Annotated in this window: 22 protein-coding genes; 8 read left to right on the top strand and 14 right to left on the bottom strand. The window is 71.8% G+C overall.

Going from position 1 to position 18471, the window contains the following annotated elements; translation table 11 throughout:
- Positions 1 to 22: 22 nt before the first annotated feature.
- From ACFFRH_RS28595 to ACFFRH_RS28585, 3 genes are all read right to left on the bottom strand, one after another.
- Positions 23 to 415 carry a DUF1048 domain-containing protein gene (locus tag ACFFRH_RS28595; protein WP_344747591.1) on the bottom strand — a complete coding sequence of 131 codons (393 nt, stop codon included), beginning with the start codon at positions 413 to 415 and terminating at the stop codon, positions 23 to 25.
- Between the two features lie 2 nt (positions 416 to 417).
- Entirely contained in the window at positions 418 to 747 is a 330-nt protein-coding gene (locus tag ACFFRH_RS28590) for a PadR family transcriptional regulator (protein ID WP_344747590.1), read from the bottom strand.
- Between the two features lie 485 nt (positions 748 to 1232).
- Positions 1233 to 2369: a LacI family DNA-binding transcriptional regulator gene (locus ACFFRH_RS28585; protein ID WP_386160867.1), complete on the bottom strand. Its 1137-nt coding sequence runs from the start codon at positions 2367 to 2369 to the stop codon at positions 1233 to 1235.
- 54 nt (positions 2370 to 2423) lie between these two features.
- Between ACFFRH_RS28585 and ACFFRH_RS28580 the strand changes: the two genes are divergently transcribed.
- On the top strand, positions 2424 to 3797 hold the full coding sequence (locus tag ACFFRH_RS28580; protein WP_344747588.1) for an MFS transporter: 1374 nt from the start codon (positions 2424 to 2426) through the stop codon (positions 3795 to 3797).
- An 81-nt stretch (positions 3798 to 3878) separates the two neighbouring features.
- Here ACFFRH_RS28580 and ACFFRH_RS28575 read toward each other — a convergent pair whose 3' ends face one another.
- Genes ACFFRH_RS28575 through ACFFRH_RS28565 form a run of 3 tightly spaced genes read right to left on the bottom strand, consistent with a single transcriptional unit; the run spans position 3879 to position 5165 of the window.
- Entirely contained in the window at positions 3879 to 4160 is a 282-nt protein-coding gene (locus ACFFRH_RS28575; protein ID WP_344747587.1) for a DUF4143 domain-containing protein, read from the bottom strand.
- Between the two features lie 7 nt (positions 4161 to 4167).
- Positions 4168 to 4902 carry an SDR family oxidoreductase gene (locus ACFFRH_RS28570; protein WP_344747585.1) on the bottom strand — a complete coding sequence of 245 codons (735 nt, stop codon included), beginning with the start codon at positions 4900 to 4902 and terminating at the stop codon, positions 4168 to 4170.
- Complete coding sequence (locus ACFFRH_RS28565) at positions 4899 to 5165, bottom strand: Atu4866 domain-containing protein (protein ID WP_344747584.1); 267 nt, start codon at positions 5163 to 5165, stop codon at positions 4899 to 4901. Before ACFFRH_RS28565 ends, ACFFRH_RS28570 begins: the two co-directional genes overlap by 4 nt.
- A gap of 133 nt (positions 5166 to 5298) precedes the next feature.
- On the opposite strand from ACFFRH_RS28565, the gene ACFFRH_RS28560 reads away from it, so the two are divergent.
- The 4 genes from ACFFRH_RS28560 to ACFFRH_RS28545 all read left to right on the top strand — a co-directional run bounded on the left by ACFFRH_RS28560 (position 5299) and on the right by ACFFRH_RS28545 (position 8380).
- Positions 5299 to 6144 (top strand): helix-turn-helix transcriptional regulator, encoded by an 846-nt coding sequence (locus ACFFRH_RS28560; RefSeq protein ID WP_344747583.1) that lies wholly within the window; start codon positions 5299 to 5301, stop codon positions 6142 to 6144.
- Between the two features lie 195 nt (positions 6145 to 6339).
- Entirely contained in the window at positions 6340 to 7560 is a 1221-nt protein-coding gene (locus tag ACFFRH_RS28555; protein WP_344747582.1) for an MFS transporter, read from the top strand.
- 252 nt (positions 7561 to 7812) lie between these two features.
- On the top strand, positions 7813 to 8043 hold the full coding sequence (locus ACFFRH_RS28550) for a hypothetical protein (protein ID WP_344747581.1): 231 nt from the start codon (positions 7813 to 7815) through the stop codon (positions 8041 to 8043).
- A gap of 40 nt (positions 8044 to 8083) precedes the next feature.
- The gene (locus ACFFRH_RS28545) at positions 8084 to 8380 is read left to right on the top strand and encodes a hypothetical protein (RefSeq protein ID WP_344747580.1); all 297 of its coding nucleotides are present in this window, start codon (positions 8084 to 8086) and stop codon (positions 8378 to 8380) included.
- A 123-nt stretch (positions 8381 to 8503) separates the two neighbouring features.
- On the opposite strand, the gene ACFFRH_RS28540 is transcribed toward ACFFRH_RS28545, so the two are convergent.
- The 4 genes from ACFFRH_RS28540 to ACFFRH_RS28525 all read right to left on the bottom strand — a co-directional run bounded on the left by ACFFRH_RS28540 (position 8504) and on the right by ACFFRH_RS28525 (position 12489).
- Entirely contained in the window at positions 8504 to 9436 is a 933-nt protein-coding gene (locus tag ACFFRH_RS28540; RefSeq protein ID WP_344747579.1) for an acyl-ACP desaturase, read from the bottom strand.
- A 121-nt stretch (positions 9437 to 9557) separates the two neighbouring features.
- Positions 9558 to 10256, bottom strand: a complete 699-nt coding sequence (locus ACFFRH_RS28535) for a DUF998 domain-containing protein (protein WP_344747578.1) — start codon at positions 10254 to 10256, stop codon at positions 9558 to 9560.
- Between the two features lie 167 nt (positions 10257 to 10423).
- Positions 10424 to 11647 carry a glycosyltransferase gene (locus ACFFRH_RS28530; protein ID WP_386160958.1) on the bottom strand — a complete coding sequence of 408 codons (1224 nt, stop codon included), beginning with the start codon at positions 11645 to 11647 and terminating at the stop codon, positions 10424 to 10426.
- 11 nt (positions 11648 to 11658) lie between these two features.
- Positions 11659 to 12489, bottom strand: a complete 831-nt coding sequence (locus tag ACFFRH_RS28525; protein WP_344747576.1) for a DMT family transporter — start codon at positions 12487 to 12489, stop codon at positions 11659 to 11661.
- A 210-nt stretch (positions 12490 to 12699) separates the two neighbouring features.
- Between ACFFRH_RS28525 and ACFFRH_RS28520 the strand changes: the two genes are divergently transcribed.
- Entirely contained in the window at positions 12700 to 13101 is a 402-nt protein-coding gene (locus ACFFRH_RS28520; RefSeq protein WP_344747575.1) for a lipocalin-like domain-containing protein, read from the top strand.
- 148 nt (positions 13102 to 13249) lie between these two features.
- On the top strand, positions 13250 to 14914 hold the full coding sequence (paaN, locus tag ACFFRH_RS28515; protein ID WP_344747574.1) for a phenylacetic acid degradation protein PaaN: 1665 nt from the start codon (positions 13250 to 13252) through the stop codon (positions 14912 to 14914).
- Here paaN and ACFFRH_RS28510 read toward each other — a convergent pair.
- From ACFFRH_RS28510 to ACFFRH_RS28500, 3 genes are all read right to left on the bottom strand, one after another.
- A complete protein-coding gene (locus ACFFRH_RS28510) occupies positions 14898 to 15563 on the bottom strand; it encodes a DedA family protein (protein ID WP_344747573.1) in 666 nt (221 codons plus the stop codon). The two genes, paaN and ACFFRH_RS28510, sit on opposite strands and share 17 nt — an antisense overlap.
- Positions 15564 to 15750: 187 nt before the next feature.
- On the bottom strand, positions 15751 to 16224 hold the full coding sequence (locus ACFFRH_RS28505; RefSeq protein ID WP_386160860.1) for a TspO/MBR family protein: 474 nt from the start codon (positions 16222 to 16224) through the stop codon (positions 15751 to 15753).
- A 91-nt stretch (positions 16225 to 16315) separates the two neighbouring features.
- The gene (locus ACFFRH_RS28500; RefSeq protein WP_386160858.1) at positions 16316 to 16975 is read right to left on the bottom strand and encodes a VC0807 family protein; all 660 of its coding nucleotides are present in this window, start codon (positions 16973 to 16975) and stop codon (positions 16316 to 16318) included.
- A gap of 293 nt (positions 16976 to 17268) precedes the next feature.
- On the opposite strand from ACFFRH_RS28500, the gene ACFFRH_RS28495 reads away from it, so the two are divergent.
- Positions 17269 to 17616: a luciferase domain-containing protein gene (locus ACFFRH_RS28495; protein ID WP_344747570.1), complete on the top strand. Its 348-nt coding sequence runs from the start codon at positions 17269 to 17271 to the stop codon at positions 17614 to 17616.
- A gap of 95 nt (positions 17617 to 17711) precedes the next feature.
- On the opposite strand, the gene leuE is transcribed toward ACFFRH_RS28495, so the two are convergent.
- A complete protein-coding gene (leuE, locus tag ACFFRH_RS28490) occupies positions 17712 to 18374 on the bottom strand; it encodes a leucine efflux protein LeuE (RefSeq protein WP_344747569.1) in 663 nt (220 codons plus the stop codon).
- Positions 18375 to 18471 lie beyond the last annotated feature (97 nt).

Genomic DNA, 18471 nt, shown 5'->3' with positions numbered 1-18471 from the left:
TGAATCTCCGTTCTCTGGTTGGTCACGGCCTGCCGCCCGTGACGCGATCGATGGCGCCGGTCAGCCGTTCCCGCTCCCGGACGATCCACTGGCCCCCCGGGTAGTTCCGGAGGAACGCCTCGGCGAACTCCACGGGGTCCTCCCCGACGACCTCGCGGATCGGGGTCCCGTCCGCCACGCTCTGTTCGAACAGGTCGGCGAGGTCGTCGTACATCGCGGCCGCGTCGGCGCTGTCCCCCGGCCCGAAGTGCATCAGGTACCGCTCCAGCGCCTCGACCGCCGCGCGGTAGTCCTCGGGGAGCTTCTTCACGCGCGCCTTGTACTGCCGGTAGCGCCTCTTGTCCTCCAGAGGCCCGGTGACCACCTCCAGATACTGCTGGTAGCGGCTCTTCGGCTCGTTCGATCCTGTGGCCATGTCTAGTTACCTCCTTCGCGGAGCTGTTCAAGCCGTTCTGCGAGGAAGCTCCAGTTCCTCCAGAACTCTTCGAGGTACTCGCGTCCCTGAGCGTTCAGGGAGTACACCTTGCGTGGCGGCCCCTTCTCGGACGGGACCTTCTCCACGTCGACGAGACCGCGCCGTTCGACCCTGACGAGCAGGGCGTAGACGGTGCCCTCGGCGATGTCGGAGAAGCCCCGCTCCCGCAGCCACGCCGTGATCTCGTAGCCGTACGCGGGCCGGCCGGACAGGATCGCGAGGACGATGCCCTCCAACGTTCCCTTGAGCATCTCCGTCACCTGCTTGCTCATGGAGACGTCCCTTTCAGCTACTCAATGTTGCTGACTACCGGTACAAAGTAACACTTACTACTGGTACATAGCAACGCTGAATAGCTGGGGTGTGAGTCCGGGCCGCGAGGGTGTGGGTGCGGGCGACCTGATTGCCGCCCACGAGCGGGAGTCAGCCCGCCGGGGACCTCGATCTCCGGCTTCGCCGTCGCGGACATGACGGGAGCACCGGCGGCCACGAGACGGCCACGGGTGCCGCGATCACTGAACCGTTCATGGCGTCCACCATCGCCGACCGCTCTGATGCCGGGCCGTCGCCGTGCTGACACGGCCGCTGACACGGCCGCTGACGCGACACCGCGTCAGGGTCGATCGTCGCCGGGGCCCCGGTCGGCCTGGCGCACCGCCCGACGCGACCTTCCGGCATCGGCTCCCGCGCGGCCTCAGGCATCGTCAGGCGTCGGCTCCCGCGCGGCCTTCGGTCACCGGCTCACCCGCGGCCTTCGTCACCTGTCCCCTCGGGGACGCCGGGTGGATTCGCGGCTGACCAGGTGCCAGGCGACCTCGGTGTCCCGGTCGGCGGGGGAGAGGACGCCGAGGGCGGTGCGGGCGCAGCGGGCGCCCTGGTCGCGGAGGGACTGGGCGACGGTGGTGAGCCCGGCCGGGGCGGCGGCGCCGGAGTCGTCCCAGCCGCTCAGGGTGAGGTCGCCGGGCACGTTCAGGCCCAGGCGGGTGGCGGCGCGCAGGACGCCGAGGGCGAGTTCGTCGCTCATCGCGGCGATCGCGTCGCGTGCGTACGGGCCGGTGAGCAGTTCGGCCGCGAGCGTCTCGGCCTCCCGCGCGCTGTTGGTGGAGCAGACGGCCACGCGGACCTGTGACCAGTCGCCGCCGGTCTCGGCCCAGGCATCGCGGTAGCCGCGCAGGCGCTGGCGGGTGACCCGGAAGGTCGAGGCGTCGGGATCGATCCCGCCCGGCGGCAGGGTGCCGGATCCGGCGGGCGCGGCATCGTCAAGGGGGGCGCCGGAGGTGACACCGGAGAGCCTCGCGCGGTCCAGGGGGAAGCTCAGCACCCCCGGCCGCCGCGCTCCCGCGAAGACCTCGCGGCCCACGGCCGTGGCGGCGGCGCGGTCGTCGGCGGCGACGAAGGAGAGGCCGTCGCGGCGCGGGCCCCCGTGGACCACGGCGGGCAGGCCGGTGGCGGAGATGGCGTCGACGACGGGGTCGTCGTCGGCGGTCGTCCAGACCACGAAGGCGTCGACGGCGGCCTCGGTGACCCGGTCGACGTCGGAGGGGCTTCCGGTGACGGGGACGAGGGTGAGCGCCATGCCGTGGTCGGCGCAGACCTGGGCGACGCCGGACAGGAAGCGGGTCGCCTGCGGGTCGTCGAAGGCGTAGGTGAGGTGCTCGCCGAGGACGACGCCCAGGTTGCCGGTCCGGCCGCTGCGCAGCGAGCGCGCGCCGGGGTGCGGGCCCGGGTAGCCGAGGCGCTCGGCGGCCTCGCGGACCTTGGCCCGCGCCTCGTCGGAGACCCGGCCCGGCTGACCGTAGGCGTACGAGACGGTCATCACCGACACCCCTGCCTCGCGGGCGACCTCGGCCATGGTCACCCGGCGTCGCGCCGTCCGTCCGCTCACAGGCCTCATGGGCCGAGAATATCTGTGTATCGATACACAGCTGATTTGTGTATCGTTACACACATGTCAGGAGGAGAGGGCGGAGTTCGGGCGCGTACGGCTTATATGGGGTTCGCCGCGTTCGGTGCTTTCTGGGGAGTGTGGGGTGCCTCGGTGCCCGCGATCCGCGCGCAGGCGGAGCTCAGTGACGGGCAACTGGGCACGGCGCTGCTGTTCGTCGGGGCGGGGGCGCTGCCCGCGATGCTCGTCACCGGGAGGGCGGTCGACCGCTGGGGGCTCCGGGTGGCCGCGCTCCTGCTGATGACGCTCGGCGCGGTGGGGACGCTGGTGGCCGTGGCGGGCCGCGACCTCTGGAGCCTGTCGGCGGGGCTGGCGCTGCTCGGCGCCTCCTCCGGAGCGGCCGACGTCGCGATCAACTCGGCGGCGGCCTCGGCGGAGCGGACCTCCGGCCGGCCGGTCATCACCCGCGCGCACGGCACCTTCTCCGCCATGGTGGTGGTCGGCAGCCTCTCCGCCGGGCTGCTGCTCGGCGGCCTCGGGGCGCCGGTCGTCGTGCCGTTCCTGCTGGTCGCGGGGATCGCGGTAGGCGCGGCACTCAGCGTCGTGGCCGACCGGCGGAGCGTCCCCGCGGTCTCCCTCTCGGACGCCTCAGACGCCTCAGACGCCTTGATCGCCTCGGCAGTCCCGGCAGTCCCGGCAGTCCCGGCAGTCCCGGTCGCCTCGGTCGTCCCGATCGCAGAGGGGACCGTCCCGGTCTCGGAGAGAACCGTTCCGGACGCGGCGGGGGCCGTCCGGGGTGGCGAACGGCGGGGGCGCGCCGTGCGCCTGTTCCCGTTGCTCGTGGTCGGCGGCCTGGGCGCGCTCGCCTTCGCCGTGGAGAACGCCCACCAGAGCTGGGGCGCGGTCTATCTGGCCGACGTGGCCGGCGCGGGTCCCGCGCTCGCCGCGGCGGGTCCCGCGGTCTTCGCCGCCGTCGTCGCCCTCACCCGCTTCGCGGCCGGCGCGGTCGGTTCCCGGCACGCCGCGGCCGTGCTCGTCTCCGGCGCCGTGACGGCCGCGGCCGGGACCGCGCTGGTGTCCGTCGCGACGGCCGTCCCGGTGGTCCTGCTGGGACTGGCCCTCGCCGCGGCCGGTACGGCGGTGCTCTTCCCCATGCTGATGGGCGTCGTCGCGGCACACGTCGGCGAGGCGGCGAGGGGGAGGGCGACGTCCGTGGTGACCACCGTGGCCTACCTGGGGTTCCTCGCCGGTCCGGTCTACGTCGGACGCTGGGCCGAGGCGACCGGCCTGCCGGGGGCGATGGTGGCCGTCGCCGCCCTCGCCGCCGCCCTCGCGGTCCTGACCTGGCCGTCACTGCGCTCGGCCGTCGGCACCGGCTCCCCGTGGGACCGCGGTGACCTTCACCATGTGGAGAAGATCAGCGGTCGAACCTCATGACGCTCATCTGGCCTCTGCCGGTTCGCCTTCGCGGCCCGCGTACAAGGTTTCCCTGGTAAACGAGTGCTTGATGAAAAAGGGTCATTTACTGCCCGTCGTCCACAATGCGGAGATCGGTAGGCAGGAGAGCCCGTCGCCGAAACTCAGGGAATCCTGGCCGCAGTAGAGAACGAACCCGGCACGCAGCCGGGATCCGAGCTTGCGCTGCAGGAGGCGCAAGCCTCGGAAGTCCTCGGAACGCACAGTCTCCGAAGCCTTGACCTCAATGCCGATGATCTCGCCCGCATTGTTCTCGATGATGCCGTCGATCCGGGCGTCCGCCCGCCGTGCCTGGTCGCCCGTTCCCGGATCAGGCTCCGGCATGACGCCGTCACTGGGCGCCGGCGGCCGGGCGTATCACGATCTCGTTGACGTCGACCTCGGGGGGGCGGCCGATCGCGAAGGCGATGGCGTCCGCGATCGCCTCGGCCGGGATGGTCACCGACCGGTAGGTCTTCATGGCCTCGCGGGCCACCGGGTCCGAGATGGAGTCGGCCAGCTCGGACTCGGTGACACCGGGGGAGACGACGCTTACCCGGATGTCGCCCGCGGACTCCTGGCGCAGCCCTTCGGAGATCGCGCGCACCGCGAACTTGGTGGCGCAGTACACCGCGGCGGTCGGCGACACCTCGTAGGCGCCGACCGAGGCGATGTTCACGAAGTGCCCGCCGCCCTGCTCCCGCATGACCGGCAGGGCGGCGGCGATGCCGTGCAGTACCCCGCGGACGTTCACGTCGATCATCCGGTCCCACTCGTCGACCTTCAGTTCCGCGAGAGGTGACAGCGGCATCACGCCGGCGTTGTTGACCATCACGTCCAGGCGCCCGTACCGCTCCCGCGCGGCGGCCACGAAGGTCCGCACGTCAGCGGCTTCGGTGACGTCCAGCCGCCGGAACGAGGCGCTGCCACCGTCAGAGATGATCTTCGCCGTCAACTGTTCCAGCCGGTCCGTACGCCGCGCGCCGAGGAGGAGGTGATGGCCGTCGGCGGCCAGGCGGAGCGCGGTCGCCTCGCCGATCCCGCTGCTCGCCCCGGTGACCGCGATGATCTTGGCCGATGCCCTCATGCCTGCTCCTTCTCCCGGTACAGCACGAGGTGCTCGTGGTAGAGCACGCCGTCGCGGATGTCACCCGTGGCGGTGAACCCGGTGTCGTCGACGTAGTCCAGATGGCCGCCGGTCACCGTGTACCGGCCGGTGTACGCACTGCGCCGACCGCCGCGTGCCTCGTCGTACCGGCCGTCCGCCCGCAGCTCCTGGCGGATGTGGCCGTCCGCGGTCACCCACATGCCGGCCACGTCCACCTTCCCGTCATCGGTGGTTCTCGTCATGCTCTTCTCCCTCACATGGTGATCTGTCCTTCGTCACCGAGTCTGGGCTGAGCGCGGACCGTCAACCAGGACGCTCGCCGCCTGGGTGCGACACACCCGGGCAGGCCGCTGTCCGCCCGCCTAGCCTGGGGGCATGGCCAACAATGAGCTGGGAGACTTTCTGCGCGCACGCCGTTCGGGCCTTCGGCCAGAAGACGTCGGCATGGCGACCTACGGGGTCCGCAGGGTCGCCGGACTGCGGCGCGAGGAGGTCGCCGTTCTGGCCGGTATGAACGCCGACTACTACACCCGACTGGAACAGGGGCGCGAACGCCATCCCTCCCCCCAGGTGCTCGACGCGCTCAGCCGTGCCTTACACCTGGATGTCGACGCCCGCGCGCACCTGTACCGGCTGGCGGGCGCCGCGCCGGATGAGCGGCCAGGGCAGATCCTGGACATGGTCAGTCCCGCACTGCGCCAGCTGATGGACGGCTACCCGAACACTCCCGCGTTCGTCATCAACCGCACCTTGGACATCCTCGCCGCCAACGCGCTGGCCGACGCTCTGTTCTCACCCTTCGAGCCCGCCGACAACCTGGCCCGGATGACCTTCCTCGACCCCGCCGGGCGGCACTTCTACACCCGCTGGAACTGGGCCGCCCAGGCCACCGTGGCCAATCTGAGGCAGGCGGCCGGCTTCGACCCCGGGCATCCCCGGCTCCGCGAGCTCGTACGGACCCTGACCGAGCAGAGCGGCGAGTTCGCGACCCTGTGGAGCGCGCACGACGTGCGGGGCAAGACCCGGGACGCGAAACACCTCGTACACCCGGACGTCGGCCCCCTGGTCCTTACCTATCAGGCCTTCGACGTGCGCGACGCGCCCGGCCAGCAGCTGATCATCTACCACGCCGAACCCGGTAGTCCCAGCGCCCAGGCACTCACCCTGCTCGGCAGCATCGGCGCCTCCCGGCGACAGCCCCTGGGGCGTTCGGCCGATTGACCCGCGACCTCGGCCGGAGAGAGGCCGGGTTCGGACGATGGTGGTTCGTGGCATAAGGTGGCTCGTCGGTGCGTTCAGGATGGACGCACACGATGACCGCTCGGCGGCCGCGCAAGCGGTATCAACCCCGGTCGAAGCCCACCCAGGTGGGCTCCCGAACCGGGCGGAGTCTCCGTCTGGACGATGGACGGAGAGATGTTGACCTCGTACTTCGCCGTGCTCGGCTCGCCCGGAGCGTGGCGCTTCCTGCTTCCCGCCTTCGTCGCGCGCCTTCCGAACGCGATGCTCCAGCTCGGCGTGCTGCTGCTCGTGCACTGGTCCACCGGCTCGTACGGCGCGGCCGGGGTCGCCGCCGCGGTGGCCGCGGTGGCGCCCGCGCTGGTCGGCCCGCGTACCGGGCGGCTCGCCGACCGGTACGGGCAGGCGAGGGTGCTGGTCCCGCAGGTCGTCGTGCACGCCGTCGCGCTGGGCGCCCTGCTGGTGCTCGCCTCGGCGCACGCCTCCGCGGTCTCGCTGGTGGTCGTCTCGGCGCTGGCCGGGGCGACGATGCCGCAGGTCGGCTCGATGGTCCGCGCCCGCTGGGCGTACGTGCTGGGCCGGTCGGGCAGGCTGGACACGGCCTTCGCCCTCGAATCCATCACCGACGAGCTGACCTTCACGCTCGCCCCGGTGTTTCTCGTGGCCATCTCGACCGGGTTCTCGCCGGTGTGGGCGCTGTCGGTGGCGCTCGTCATGGTCGTGGTGGGCACGCTCGCGTTCGCCGGGGTCCGCAGGGGCGCCCCCGAACCGATGCCGGTCCGGGTCCGTTCCCAGCACGGCGTGCTGCGGCTGCGCGGGGTGGCCGTGCTCGCGCTCGCCTTCGTCGCCCTCGGCACCGTCTTCGGCAGCCTCCAGGTCGGCGTCACCTCCTACACCGCGGCCCTCGGCCAGGCCGGCGCAGCCGGACCGGTCTACGCGAGCTTCTCCGGCGCGAGCTTCGTCGGAGGCATCCTCTACGGCGTGGTCCGCTGGCGGATCGGCGCCCCGGCCAGGCTGGTCGCCGCCTTCGGCCTGCTCTCCGCGGCCACCGTCACCCTGACGCTCGCCGGATCCGTGCCGCTGCTGTACGCCGGAGCCGCCGTGGCCGGTTTCGTCATCGCCCCGGCCGTCATCACCGGCTACACCCTGGTCGAGGGTCTCATCCCGGCCGAGGTCAGGACCGAGACCTTCACCTGGCTCAACGGCTCCGTCGGCATGGGCATCGCGGCGGGCGCGGCCGTCGCGGGCCAGCTCGTGGACCGCTTCGGCGCGGAGTTCGCCTTCCTCGTCCCCCCGGTCACCATCGGCCTGGCCGCGCTGCTCGTGCTGGTCTTCCTGCGCCGCCTGCGGCCGGAGGCCGGCGGCTCCCCGGCTCGCGAGCTGGTCGCCGCGGTCTGAGAGACACCGAGCCCGGAGGTCAACCACCCGTCAGCCGTGTCACCGATCTGCCGGGACGGTACAGCCAGGTCATGTCCGACGAATCTGGTGTTGTCGGAACGGCCGGGTACGCCCAGTACGGGGATCTTCTATGCTCCGTACTCCGCGTGCTGCGGGCAACGAGCACGACGACGAACGGACACCGGTGACATACACACTTCAGGAAGTCGGGACGAACGGGCCGCGTGCGCTGCCCGGAGAGCTGGTGGCGACATGAGCGGCCTTGGGAGGTGGAGCCTCGGTATCGGCGTCGGGCTCCTGGTCGTGGCCGTGCTGTGCAGGGCGCTGAACCTGATCCCGGTCACGGTGATCACCGGGCTCCTGGGCCTGATCGCGCTCGGCATGGCGGGATACGACGCGATCTACGAATGGCAGGGCCGGGTCGACCTGCGCCGTCGGGAAGCCAGGGCCCACCGGGAACGTGAAGGCCGCCAGGGCCGCTGAACCGCGGTGCGGGACCCACGCGGGCTGGTACAAATGCGGCATGAGCGAATTCGCCGGCTATCCTCCGCAGCCGAACGTGCCGTCGGCCCGGCGTGCCCGCAGCCGGACGTACCGCGTGTGGGCCCGCGCCCTCCTGTGGACGCCGATCGCGCTCACGGTGGCCGGTGTCGTCCTCGGCCTGGGGCTGTTCGCGGCCGCTGACGCCGACCCGGCGTACGGTTCGTCCGCGCTCGGCTATCTCGGCGTCGTCGTGTGGGGCGGCCTCGCGGTCCTGTCGCCGGTCCTGCTCGGGTCGTTCGTCGCCGGGCTGGTCATGCTGATCCGCGCGCGCGGCTGAGGTCGCGGCGGGACCGGGCGACCGGGCGACGGCGGCTGACGCCGGGCCACCGCGAGGCGAATACCGCGGCGGCCCGGACAGGGATGCGTACCGCGGGGAGGGACGCGGTGGCCGGAAGAGGGATCAGGCCCCGGCGGCCTGGCGGGCGCGGCGGGCCTCGCGGCGCTCGACGAAGCGGGAGGCGGTGGTCTCCAGCCGGTCGAGGAACTCGGAGAGCTCCTCGCGGGCCTTCTCGCCCTCGGGGCCGAGGTCCTTCATGTTGAACACGTCCCACTGGCGCAGGACCGGCTGCAGGACGTCGTCCATGTGCAGGCGCAGGTCGTAGATCCCGGCGTTGGCGATGGTCATGGCCTTGCGGGTGAAGCCCTCGATGCCGGTTCCCGGCATCTGGAAGGTGGTGACGACGTCGGTCACGGCGCGCATGGTCTGGTCGGGGGCGAGCTTGAAGGCCGCGTTGAGCAGGTTGCGGTAGAAGAGCATGTGCAGGTTCTCGTCGGCGGCGATCCTGGCGAGCAGCCGCTCGCAGTTGGGGTCCTCGGAGGCCCTGCCGGTGTTGCGGTGCGAGATGCGGGTGGCGAGCTCCTGGAAGGAGACGTACGCCACCGAGGCGAGCACGCCGTCGTAGGAGTTGGTGAAGCCCTCGCTCATGTGCACCATCCGGGCCCGCTCCAGCGCGACCGGGTCGACCGCGCGGGTGACCGTCAGGTAGTCGCGGATGGCGGTGCCGTGGCGGCCCTCCTCGGCGGTCCAGCGGTGCACCCAGGTGCCCCACGCCGCGTCGCGGCCCAGGGTCGTGGCGATCTCGTGGTGGTAGCTGGGGAGGTTGTCCTCGGTCAGCAGGTTCACGATGAGGGAGACGCGGGCCTCCTCGGGGATCTTGGTGTCGGTCTCGACCCAGGCGTCCCCGCCGTAGAGGCCGTCGTAGTTACGCCCCTCGGACCAGGGGACGTACTCGTGCGGGAACCACTCCTTGGCCACCTTGTGGTGCCGGTCCAGCTCCCCCGCGACGACAGGCTCAAGTTCGAGCAGCAGCTCGGTCTCACTGAACTCTCGCATCAGGTTTCTCCCTCGAAGACTACGCAACCGTAACCTACGTTAGCGTAGGTAAGACGCGATAGGTACGTGCTGCATGTCTCGTTTACTCGCTCATGGGCGATTCAAGGGAGCTCCTTCGCCGTCAGTCGAGCCCGATCGGCTGCCGAGGGCGCCGGGTGTCGTCCGGACCCGGCTGGGCGGGGATCGTCATGCCCCGTCCCGTCACCGCCGGTCGGCGAGCGGGGTGCCCCGGCCAGAGGGCGGCCAGCAGGATCAGCGTCGTCTCGGAGAGCACCAGCAGCCGTTGAACCAGGCCGTAGTGCCCGGCGCCGTCGATCAGCTCCGAGAACGGCGATCCCGGGTGGGCGGCCAGGAACCAGGCGAGGAACACCGTCGACAGGACGGAGACCGTCGCCAGGGGCCCGTTCCCCGACCGGCGGCCGAGCATCCACCCCGCGCAGGGCAGCGCGGTGAAGACCACGGCCGCCGACCAGCGGTGGATCTCCCCGGCGACCGAGACGACGCCGGGCGCGGCGTCGGTGGGGAACGCGGCGGTGAGAAGGAGTCCCAGCGCCGAGGCCACGAACAGCGCGCGTGACGCGGCACCGCGCACCGGCTCCACCCGGGCCAGCAGGTACGCGACCCAGAGGCAGCCCATCGCCAGGGCGATCGTGCCGCCCACCGTCGCCCAGGCGCTGTCGTCGAGCAGCGCGTAGTCGCTGATCAGGTCGTTCAGCGGGTTCACCGTGTCCGCCGTGACCAGGTGCGCGTAGCCCATCGCGGCGAGGGCGAGCAGCGGCCCGGCCACACCGGGCCAGCGGGACGGCGGGTCCTCGTTCACCCCGCCACCTCCCGGTGGTTCGCTTCGAGGTTCATCGCGCCGCCTTCCGGTGGTTCGCTTCGGAGTTCATCGCGCCGCCTTCCGGTGGGCCGTCTCGGAGTTGGGTTCCGCCTCCCGGTGAACCGTCTCGGGGTCCGGTCCCGTCTCCTGGCGGATCGTCCCGGAGCTCACCGCGCCACCTCCTGGTAGATCCGCTCGAACCTGGTCAGGGAGGCCTGGTGGTCGTGGGTCAGCGCGATGGCGCGGCTCGCGGCGCCCATCGCGGTACGCGTCCCGGGGGAGGCGAGCAGGGCGCCCAGGTATCGGGCCAGTTCCTGGACGTCGCCGGGCCGGAAGAGGTGGCCGTTCTCGCCGGGCCGTACCAGGTGCGGCAGGGCCATCGCGTCCGCGGCGACGACCGGCAGGCCGCTCGCCATCGCCTCCAGCGTGGCGATGCTCTGCAGCTCCGCGACGCCCGGCATGGCGAAGACGTCACCGGCGGCGTACACCTGGGGCAGCGTCTCGTCGGGGACGAACCCGAGGAAGGACACCCGGTTCCCGACCCCGATGCGGTCGGCCAGCCTGGCGAGCGCCGCCTGCTGCCCGCCGGTACCGGCCAGCGCGATCTGCGCGTCGGTGTGGTTGAGCACGTACGGCAGGGCGCGGATGAGCTCGTCCAGCCGCTTCTCCTCGTCCAGCCGTCCGACGAACACGATCGTGTCCCGGTCGGGCAGGCCGAAGGCCCTGCGGGCCCACGCCTTCGGCTCGGCGCGCGGCTGGAACCTCGTCAGGTCGATGCCGCAGGAGATGGGCTCCACCGGCGGGCCGAAGCCCTTGCCCGTGAGCAGCCCGGCCGCGATCTCGGTGGGCGTGGTGACGCGGTCGGCCTTGGAGAAGACGCGGTTGAAGTCCTTCCAGGCCAGCGCGCCCGCCCGCTCGCGGAGCCGCCCCGGGATGTGCGCGAACTGGAAGAGGTTGTCCGGCATGAAGTGGTTGGTCGCCACGACCGGGATACCCGCGCGCCGGGAGGCGGAGATCGCCGCCCGGCCGACGACGAAGTGCGCCTGCACGTGGACCACGTCAGGGGCGATCCTGTCGATCAGCCGGTCCAGCCGGGTCGGCACCGTGACCCGCATGGTCGGGTGGACCAGCACCGGCGCCGAGCGCAGCCGGTGCACGGTGACCCCGTCCACCTGCTCGGTCCTGCCCGGCCCCTCGTCCGAGGCGCACACCACGTGGACCTCGTTCCCCCGCTCGGCCAGACCCTGGGCGAGCCGGTGGGCGAAGTAGGCGGCGCCGTTCACGTCCGGCGGGTAGGTGTCGGCCCCGATCAGCACCCGGCGGGCCCGGGTGGCGAGGAGGGCGGGGGCCTGCGCGGGGGTACGCAGGGGTGCGGTGGCCGGCATGACCATCGGTGCTCCGTTCATCGTGCTGTCACCTCGGGTGAGGGGGACATCGGGGTGTTGCGGGCCAGTGCCACGGTCCCGGCGGCGGTGAGCGCGGCCGCCGCGAGGGCGGTGAGCGTGCTCGCCGCGCCGGTCGGCAGTGGCTCGCCGAGCAGGAGGGCGCCGAAGGCGACGGCGGTGAGGGGATCGGCCACCTGCAGCGCGGCGAACGCCACGCCGAAGTGTCCGACGGCGTAGGCGCGCTGGAGCAGCGCCAGCGCGATCACGGCGGGCATCGGGACGGCGAACAGGAACCAGAGCTGCCAGTCGCCGTCGACCAGGACGCGGGTGAGCGTGGCGGTCGCGCCGTACAGCACGCCCGCGCCCACGGCGAGCAGGCAGGCCCGCGCCGCGGGGGCGGCCCGCCTCGCGACGGCCCACAGCGCCAGGGCGGCCCCGGCCGCCGTCACGAGCAGGGTCACCGCCTCCCGGGTGCTGAGGTGCGGGTTCCCGCCGTGCTCGGGCACGACCAGCACCAGGCCGATCAGCCCGATGGCGATCACCGCCGCCGAGGCCAGCTCGCCGGGCCGCGGCCTGCGGCGTTGCAGGGCCGCGGCACACGGCAGGGCGAACAGGAGGCTGGCCACGCCCATCGGCTGCACCAGGGTGAGCGGGCCGTACTTCAGCGCGACGATGTGCAGGGCCGTGCCGCCCGCGATGGCGAGGCCGCCGAGCAGCCATCGGGGGCGCCTGACCAGGTATCCGAGACCGGCGCGGGACGTGCTCGCCGCCTCGAACTGCTGCAGCGCGGCGCCGAGCGCGAAGAACAGGGAACCCAGCAACGCCAGGCCGGCCGCCAGCACAGTCATGCACACTCCTCCCAAGCAGATGAAGACATGGCGAGATGACCGGATCGCCTCGTGGAGGCGTCCGTTGAGGGACTCGCGGTGAACAGTCGAAGCGTCTCCCGGCGGGAGGTGCCGGAGCCATAGGGGTTCACCCTGACTTCGCAGGGAATTCCCCGAGATTCGCGTCGGGGCTGTTGACCTGCTGGCTTCTCTTATCGTAGTTTCTCGGGCATGAATCTCGTGGGCGCCTGGCGCCTGGTCGAGTGGCGGATCGTCGGTGCCGGCGGACGGGTCTCGCACCCCTTCGGCACGGACGCGGTGGGCCTGCTCTGCTACACCCCCGACGGCCACATGAGCGCGACGATCGCGCGGGCCGGGCGCGCCCCGCTGCCCGGCACCAGCCCGCGACAGGCGCCCCCGGAGGCGCTGGCCGGGGCGTTCACGTCGTTCTTCGCCTACGCGGGCCGCTACGAGGTCCGCGACGGCTACGTCGCCCACGACGTCGAGGTGGCGCTCAACCCGGCCTTCGCCGGCACCGTCCAGGTCCGCGAGCTGAACGCCGACGGCGACCGCCTGATCCTCGCCGCCGAGGAGGGCGGCCGATGGCACACCCTGATCTGGAGGCGGTCGTGAACACCGGGCGGCCGGCACGGGCCTGGGGCGGCCGTGAACGCCGGACGGTCGATACGGGGCCGGAAGCGGTCATCGAACGCCGAGCGTTCGGCACGGACCTGGAAGCGGTCATGAGCACCGAGCGTTCGGCACGGATTCGGAGGCGGTCATGAGCACCGATCGATCGGCACGGCTCGTACGGGCGGTCGAGGCCAGGCGTACCAGGGAGAGCTGGAGCGCCTACCCCGAGGCCCCCTCCCGCCACCCCGGGGGCGAGGCCGCGCGGGAGGCCGGGCTGAAGGCCCACGAGTCCCGCCTCGGCGGCCGGTTCGACCTGCCGGAACACCCCGGTTCGCCCGCCGTCGCCCGGGGTGAGGTCTCGCCCTACACCGGCGAGCCGCTGGGCGTCGCCTACCCGGTCGCGAGCGCCGACGAGGTCTACCGGACCGCCCTGGCCGCCTGGCCCGCCTGGCGCGACGCCACCCCCGAGACCAGGACGGAGCTCTGCCTGGCCGCCTGCGACCGGATCTACGAGCGGTCCTTCGAGTTCGTGCCCGCCACCATGCACACCGCGGGCCAGAGCGCGGCGATGAGCTTCACCGGGAGCGGCACCAACGCCCTCGACCGGGGCATCGAGGCGATCGCCGCCGCCTGGTCGGCGATGGAACGGGTCACCCCGCACGCGACCTGGACCCGAGGCTTCGGCACCGCCGAGCTCAGCCTGGACAAGCGCTACCGGATCGTGCCGCGCGGCGTCGCGGTCGTCGTCACCTGCGCGAGCTTCCCCGCCTGGAACGCCTACCCGGCGATCTTCGCCAACCTCGCCACCGGCAACCCGGTGATCGTCAAGCCGCACCCCACCGCGGTGCTGCCGATGGCGCTGGCGGTCGCCGCCTGCCGTGAGGTCCTCGCCGGGGCCGGGTTCGACCCCGGCCTGGTCACCCTGGCCGTCGACACCGCCGAGGCGCCGGTCGCCAAGGAGCTCATCGGCCATCCCGCCTGCCGGATCGTCGACTTCACCGGGAGCGCCGCGTTCGGCGCCTGGGTGGAGGCGAACGCCTTCCCGGCGATCTCCTACACCGAGACCTCGGGGCTCAACGCGGTCGTGCTCGACTCCGCCGACGACCTCGCGCCCGTGCTGCGGGCCGTCGCCGGGTCGCTCTGCCTGTTCTCCGCGCAGATGTGCACCAGCCCGCAGAACATCTTCGTGCCCCGCGCGGGGGTGCGGACCTCCTCGGGAACGGTCTCCTTCGAGGAGGTCGGCGAGGCCCTGGCCGAGGCCGTACGGCAGATCTCCACCGTGCCCAGGCGGGCGGCCTCCGTGCTGGCGGCCATCCAGTCGCCCGCCACGCTCGCCCTGGTGGACGGGCTGCGCGACCGGGGCACCGTGCTACTGGACGCCGCGCCGTACGAGCACCCGGAGTTCCCCGCGGCGCGCACCAGCGGGCCGCTGCTGCTCGCCACCGAGGACCCGGCGGTCTACGGCGAGGAGCGGTTCGGGCCGGTCGCCTTCCTCGTCCCGGCCGAGGACCGGGAGGCCGCGCTGCGGACGGCCTCCGCCGACGCCAGGGACAAGGGCGCGATCACCGCCTTCTGCTACTCGGTCGACGAGGACTTCGTGGGCCGGGCCGAGGACGCCTTCGCCCTCGCGGGCGCCGCGCTCACCTCCAACCTCACCGGCCCGATGCCGCTCAACTTCTCCGCCGCCTACAGCGACTACCACGTCAGCGGGCTCAATCCGGCGGGGAACGCCTCCCTCACCGACGACGCCTTCGTGTCCGGGCGCTTCCGCGTCACGCAGTCGCGCCGCCCGGCCGTCAGTCACCGGAGGTGACCAGCTCCGCCTCCGGCGCGATGCGGCGCCGGCGGAGGTGTCGGACGACCTCGACCACGACGGTGACCGTGAGGGCGATGCCGAGGCCGAGCAGCAGCCCCTTGATCGGGTCGTTCTCGAAGGCCGCGCCGCCCACGTAGCCGATCAGCCCCGAGTAGACCGCCCAGGACACCGCGGCGACGGCGTCGAAGAGGGCGAACGAGCGCCGGGGATAGGCGACCGCGCCCATGGTCAGGGTGCAGGCGGTCCGGCCGCCGGGAATGTAGCGGGCCACCACGAGGACGAGCCCGCCCCGCTCGGCCAGCGCCCCCTCCGCCCAGGCGAACGCCTTGCGGCTGCGCCTGCCGTTGCGCAGCCGGTCGTTGGTGGTACGCCCGATGGCGTACGAGATGTGGTCGCCCGCGAACGCGCCCAGCGCGGCCACCACGATCACCAGGAACAGGTCGGGCGCGCCGGTGGCGGCGGCGAACACCCCGGCGGTGATGACGGACGTCTCCGCCGGGACCACCGGGAAGAACCCGTCGAGCATCGCCAGCGCGAACAGCGCCAGGTAGATCCATGGAGATGTCATCACATCGTGCAGGGCGTCGAGGATGGCCTGTGTCACGTCGGGCTCCAGCCGGGGGGTCGCGAATGTCTCACGAAGCACGCTGACGCCCGATGATCCTCAGGACATCCGGGACGAACCCCGGTGTTCCCGGATCACATCCCTGAGATCACCGGGGGTCCGTCCCGCCGACTCTAGGAACCGGGCGGACCCGGCCACATCGCTCGAACGGCCCGAGCCACCCCCTTCCTCGGTCGGGGGTCCCTCCTCCTCAGGGTGGAGACACGACTCAGTTGAGCTGCCAGATCGCGAAGTTCAGCGAGGCCGCGTACGTCACCCACAGCAGGTAGGGGACCAGCAACCAGGCGGCCGGGCGGCTGATCCGCCGGAACAGGACGATGTTGAGGACGATCGCGAGCCAGAGGACGACGATCTCCGCGAACGCCAGGCCGTACCGCCCGGCGCCGAAGAACAGCGGTGTCCAGGCGGTGTTGAGGACGAGCTGGACCGCGTAGACGCCGAGCGCCGGTGTCAGGCCGCGCGCCGACCAGGCGAGCCAGCCGGACAGGGCGATCATGACGTACAGGACCGTCCAGGCCGGGCCGAACAGCCACTGCGGCGGTGCCCAGGGGGGTCGTTCCAGTGACAGGTACTCCCCGCCGGCGTCGGCGGCCGCCATCGACCCCACCACAGCCACCAGCACGAGCGCGACGGCGAAGACGGGCAACCCGGCCCAGCGTTTCGGTTGACGCGCGATGACCATGGAGACCTCCCTGCCCCCTCATTCGCACGTCTACCGCGCCGCGGTTTCCCACGCGGCCGTGGTTCTCCGTACGGAGGAGCCGGATCCCCGCTCAGGCGGGCGGGGCGGCGACGGCCGGGGCGGCGACGGGGTCGTAGTGCAGGCGGCGCAGCATCCGGCGGAAGGTGTACAGGGAGAAGGCCACCGCCAGGCCGCTGATGACGGCGACGGCCGAGGTGCGGACCAGCAGGTAGGTGCCGATCGACTCGTGCAGCAGGAGCCAGATGCTCACCGCGGAGTTGGCCAGCAGCACGAAGGCCCACAGCAGGGTGATGCGGGCGAAGAACCGGCGGACCCGCTCGTGTTTCAGCACCGCCGAGGGCAGGTGGATGTAGTCGAGGGTCAGCTTCTGCACCAGCGGGCGGTTGAACCGTACCGAGGCGAGGAAGACCATGCTGATGCAGATCGTCCCGAGCTCCGGCTGGAGGAAGTAGATCACCGCGCTCCCGGTCCAGAACCCCAGCAACGCCCGTACGGTGATCGCGATGACGGCGAGGATCATCGTGCCGGGCACGGGGATGCGCCTGACCAGCCGCCATCCCACTCCCGCGTACACCCAGGTGACCGCCGCGATCAGCGCGCCCTTCAGGCCGAGGAGCGCGAGCGCGGCGTAGAAGACGGCGAGGGGGGCGACGACGCCCTCCAGCAGCTTCGGTGCCGCCTGCCTGGCGAGAGAGGCGAGGCGGGGGAAGACGATGGGCTGGTGGCTCATGACGCTCCACGGGCTGGTGCGGCGGCAGGCGCTGGGCGTTCACGCCTACCCCGGCATGACACGAGCATGTCAGGCCGTCGCGGGGGGTTGCGGAGAGGGTTTCTTCCGGCTGTGCACCGGCCACTCACCGTACCTGACCCCGTGCCGTGCTCTCGTGAAAACAACTCAATAACACTGCAATAACGGATGAGATAGGTGCGGATCATTACGATTCACGAAAAGGATCACTATGCCGGTAACGGTTGAGAAACAGGAGCTTTCCCGATCGGGTCCGGTCCGCGACGATGAGAGACATGGCAGTGCTGCGCACGCACGCGTCCCGCCGTTCCACCGAGGGTGTCGAGAACGTCGCGGCCCAGCTCGTCCGCTGGCCCGACCTGGCGCTGAAACGCACCAGGAAAGGGCTGGGATTCCGGGCGGGTGGCCGGGAGATCGTGAGGATGTCCGGTGACCACACCGCGCAGCTGCTCCTCACCAAGCCCGTGATCGACCGGTGGGCGCGGGTGCTCACCGACTGCCATCGCATCACCCCCGGCGCCGACGCCGGGTGGGTGTCCATGTCCATCGAGGGCCGGGCCGACGCCGAGCTGTTCCTCTCGCTCGTCAGCGTCGCGATCAAGGTCAACCAGGGATCGCGGTAGCCGGCGTCATCCGAGGCCGAGGCCGGGGGCGGCCGGTGCCGGCGTCGCCCGGGTCTCGGGACGGCCGGTGCCGGCGGAGGGGCCGGTAGGCGGCGTCAGCCGAGGGTCGCCGTGGCCAGCCTCGCCCCGAAGCCGATGAACAGCGCGCCCACGCCCGTCCGCAGCCCGGCCGACAGTCCACGGCGGGCCCGGAACCGCCCGGCCAGGAACGTCCCGCCGAAGATCAGCGCCGACAGGTAGAGCACGCTGAACAGCTGGCAGATCGCGCCCAGGATCAGGAACGACAGCGCGGGGGTGCCGTAGGCGGGGTCCACGAACTGGATGAAGAACGAGATGAAGAACAGGATCGCCTTCGGGTTCATCAGGCTGACGATCAGAGCCTTGCGGAAGGGGCTCTCCGCGGTCCGCTCCGAAGCCGGGGCCGCCTCCGCGCCCTCGGCCACGGTGCCGGGGGAGCGCCAGGAGCGCCAGGCCGACCGGAGCATCTGGAACCCGATCCACGCGAGATAGGCCGCGCCGGCGTACTTGACGACGTTGAACAGGAGGGGCGACGACTTCAGCAGGGAGGCGGCTCCCGCCGCCGCCAGCACCATCAGGACGGTGTCGCCGACGAAGACCCCCATCGCCCCCCGGTAACCCTGCCGCACCCCGCGCTGGGCGGCAGTGCTGAGCACGTACAGCGAGTTCGGGCCGGGCAGCAGGATGATGAAGAAGGCGCCGACCACGTAGGTCCAGATGTCGGTGATGCCAAAGAACACGGCGTTACTCCAGGGGGCGTTACGGATGCGTCATTACCGTACCGCCTAAAGGTGCTTATCTCCTTTTCCGGGTTTCCCGAACGCCATGCACGGTGCC

It is taken from the genome of Streptosporangium vulgare (genome assembly GCF_042428775.1).
In the GTDB taxonomy this organism is placed as follows: domain Bacteria; phylum Actinomycetota; class Actinomycetes; order Streptosporangiales; family Streptosporangiaceae; genus Streptosporangium; species Streptosporangium vulgare.
This window is presented reverse-complemented; position numbering and strand designations above follow the sequence as displayed.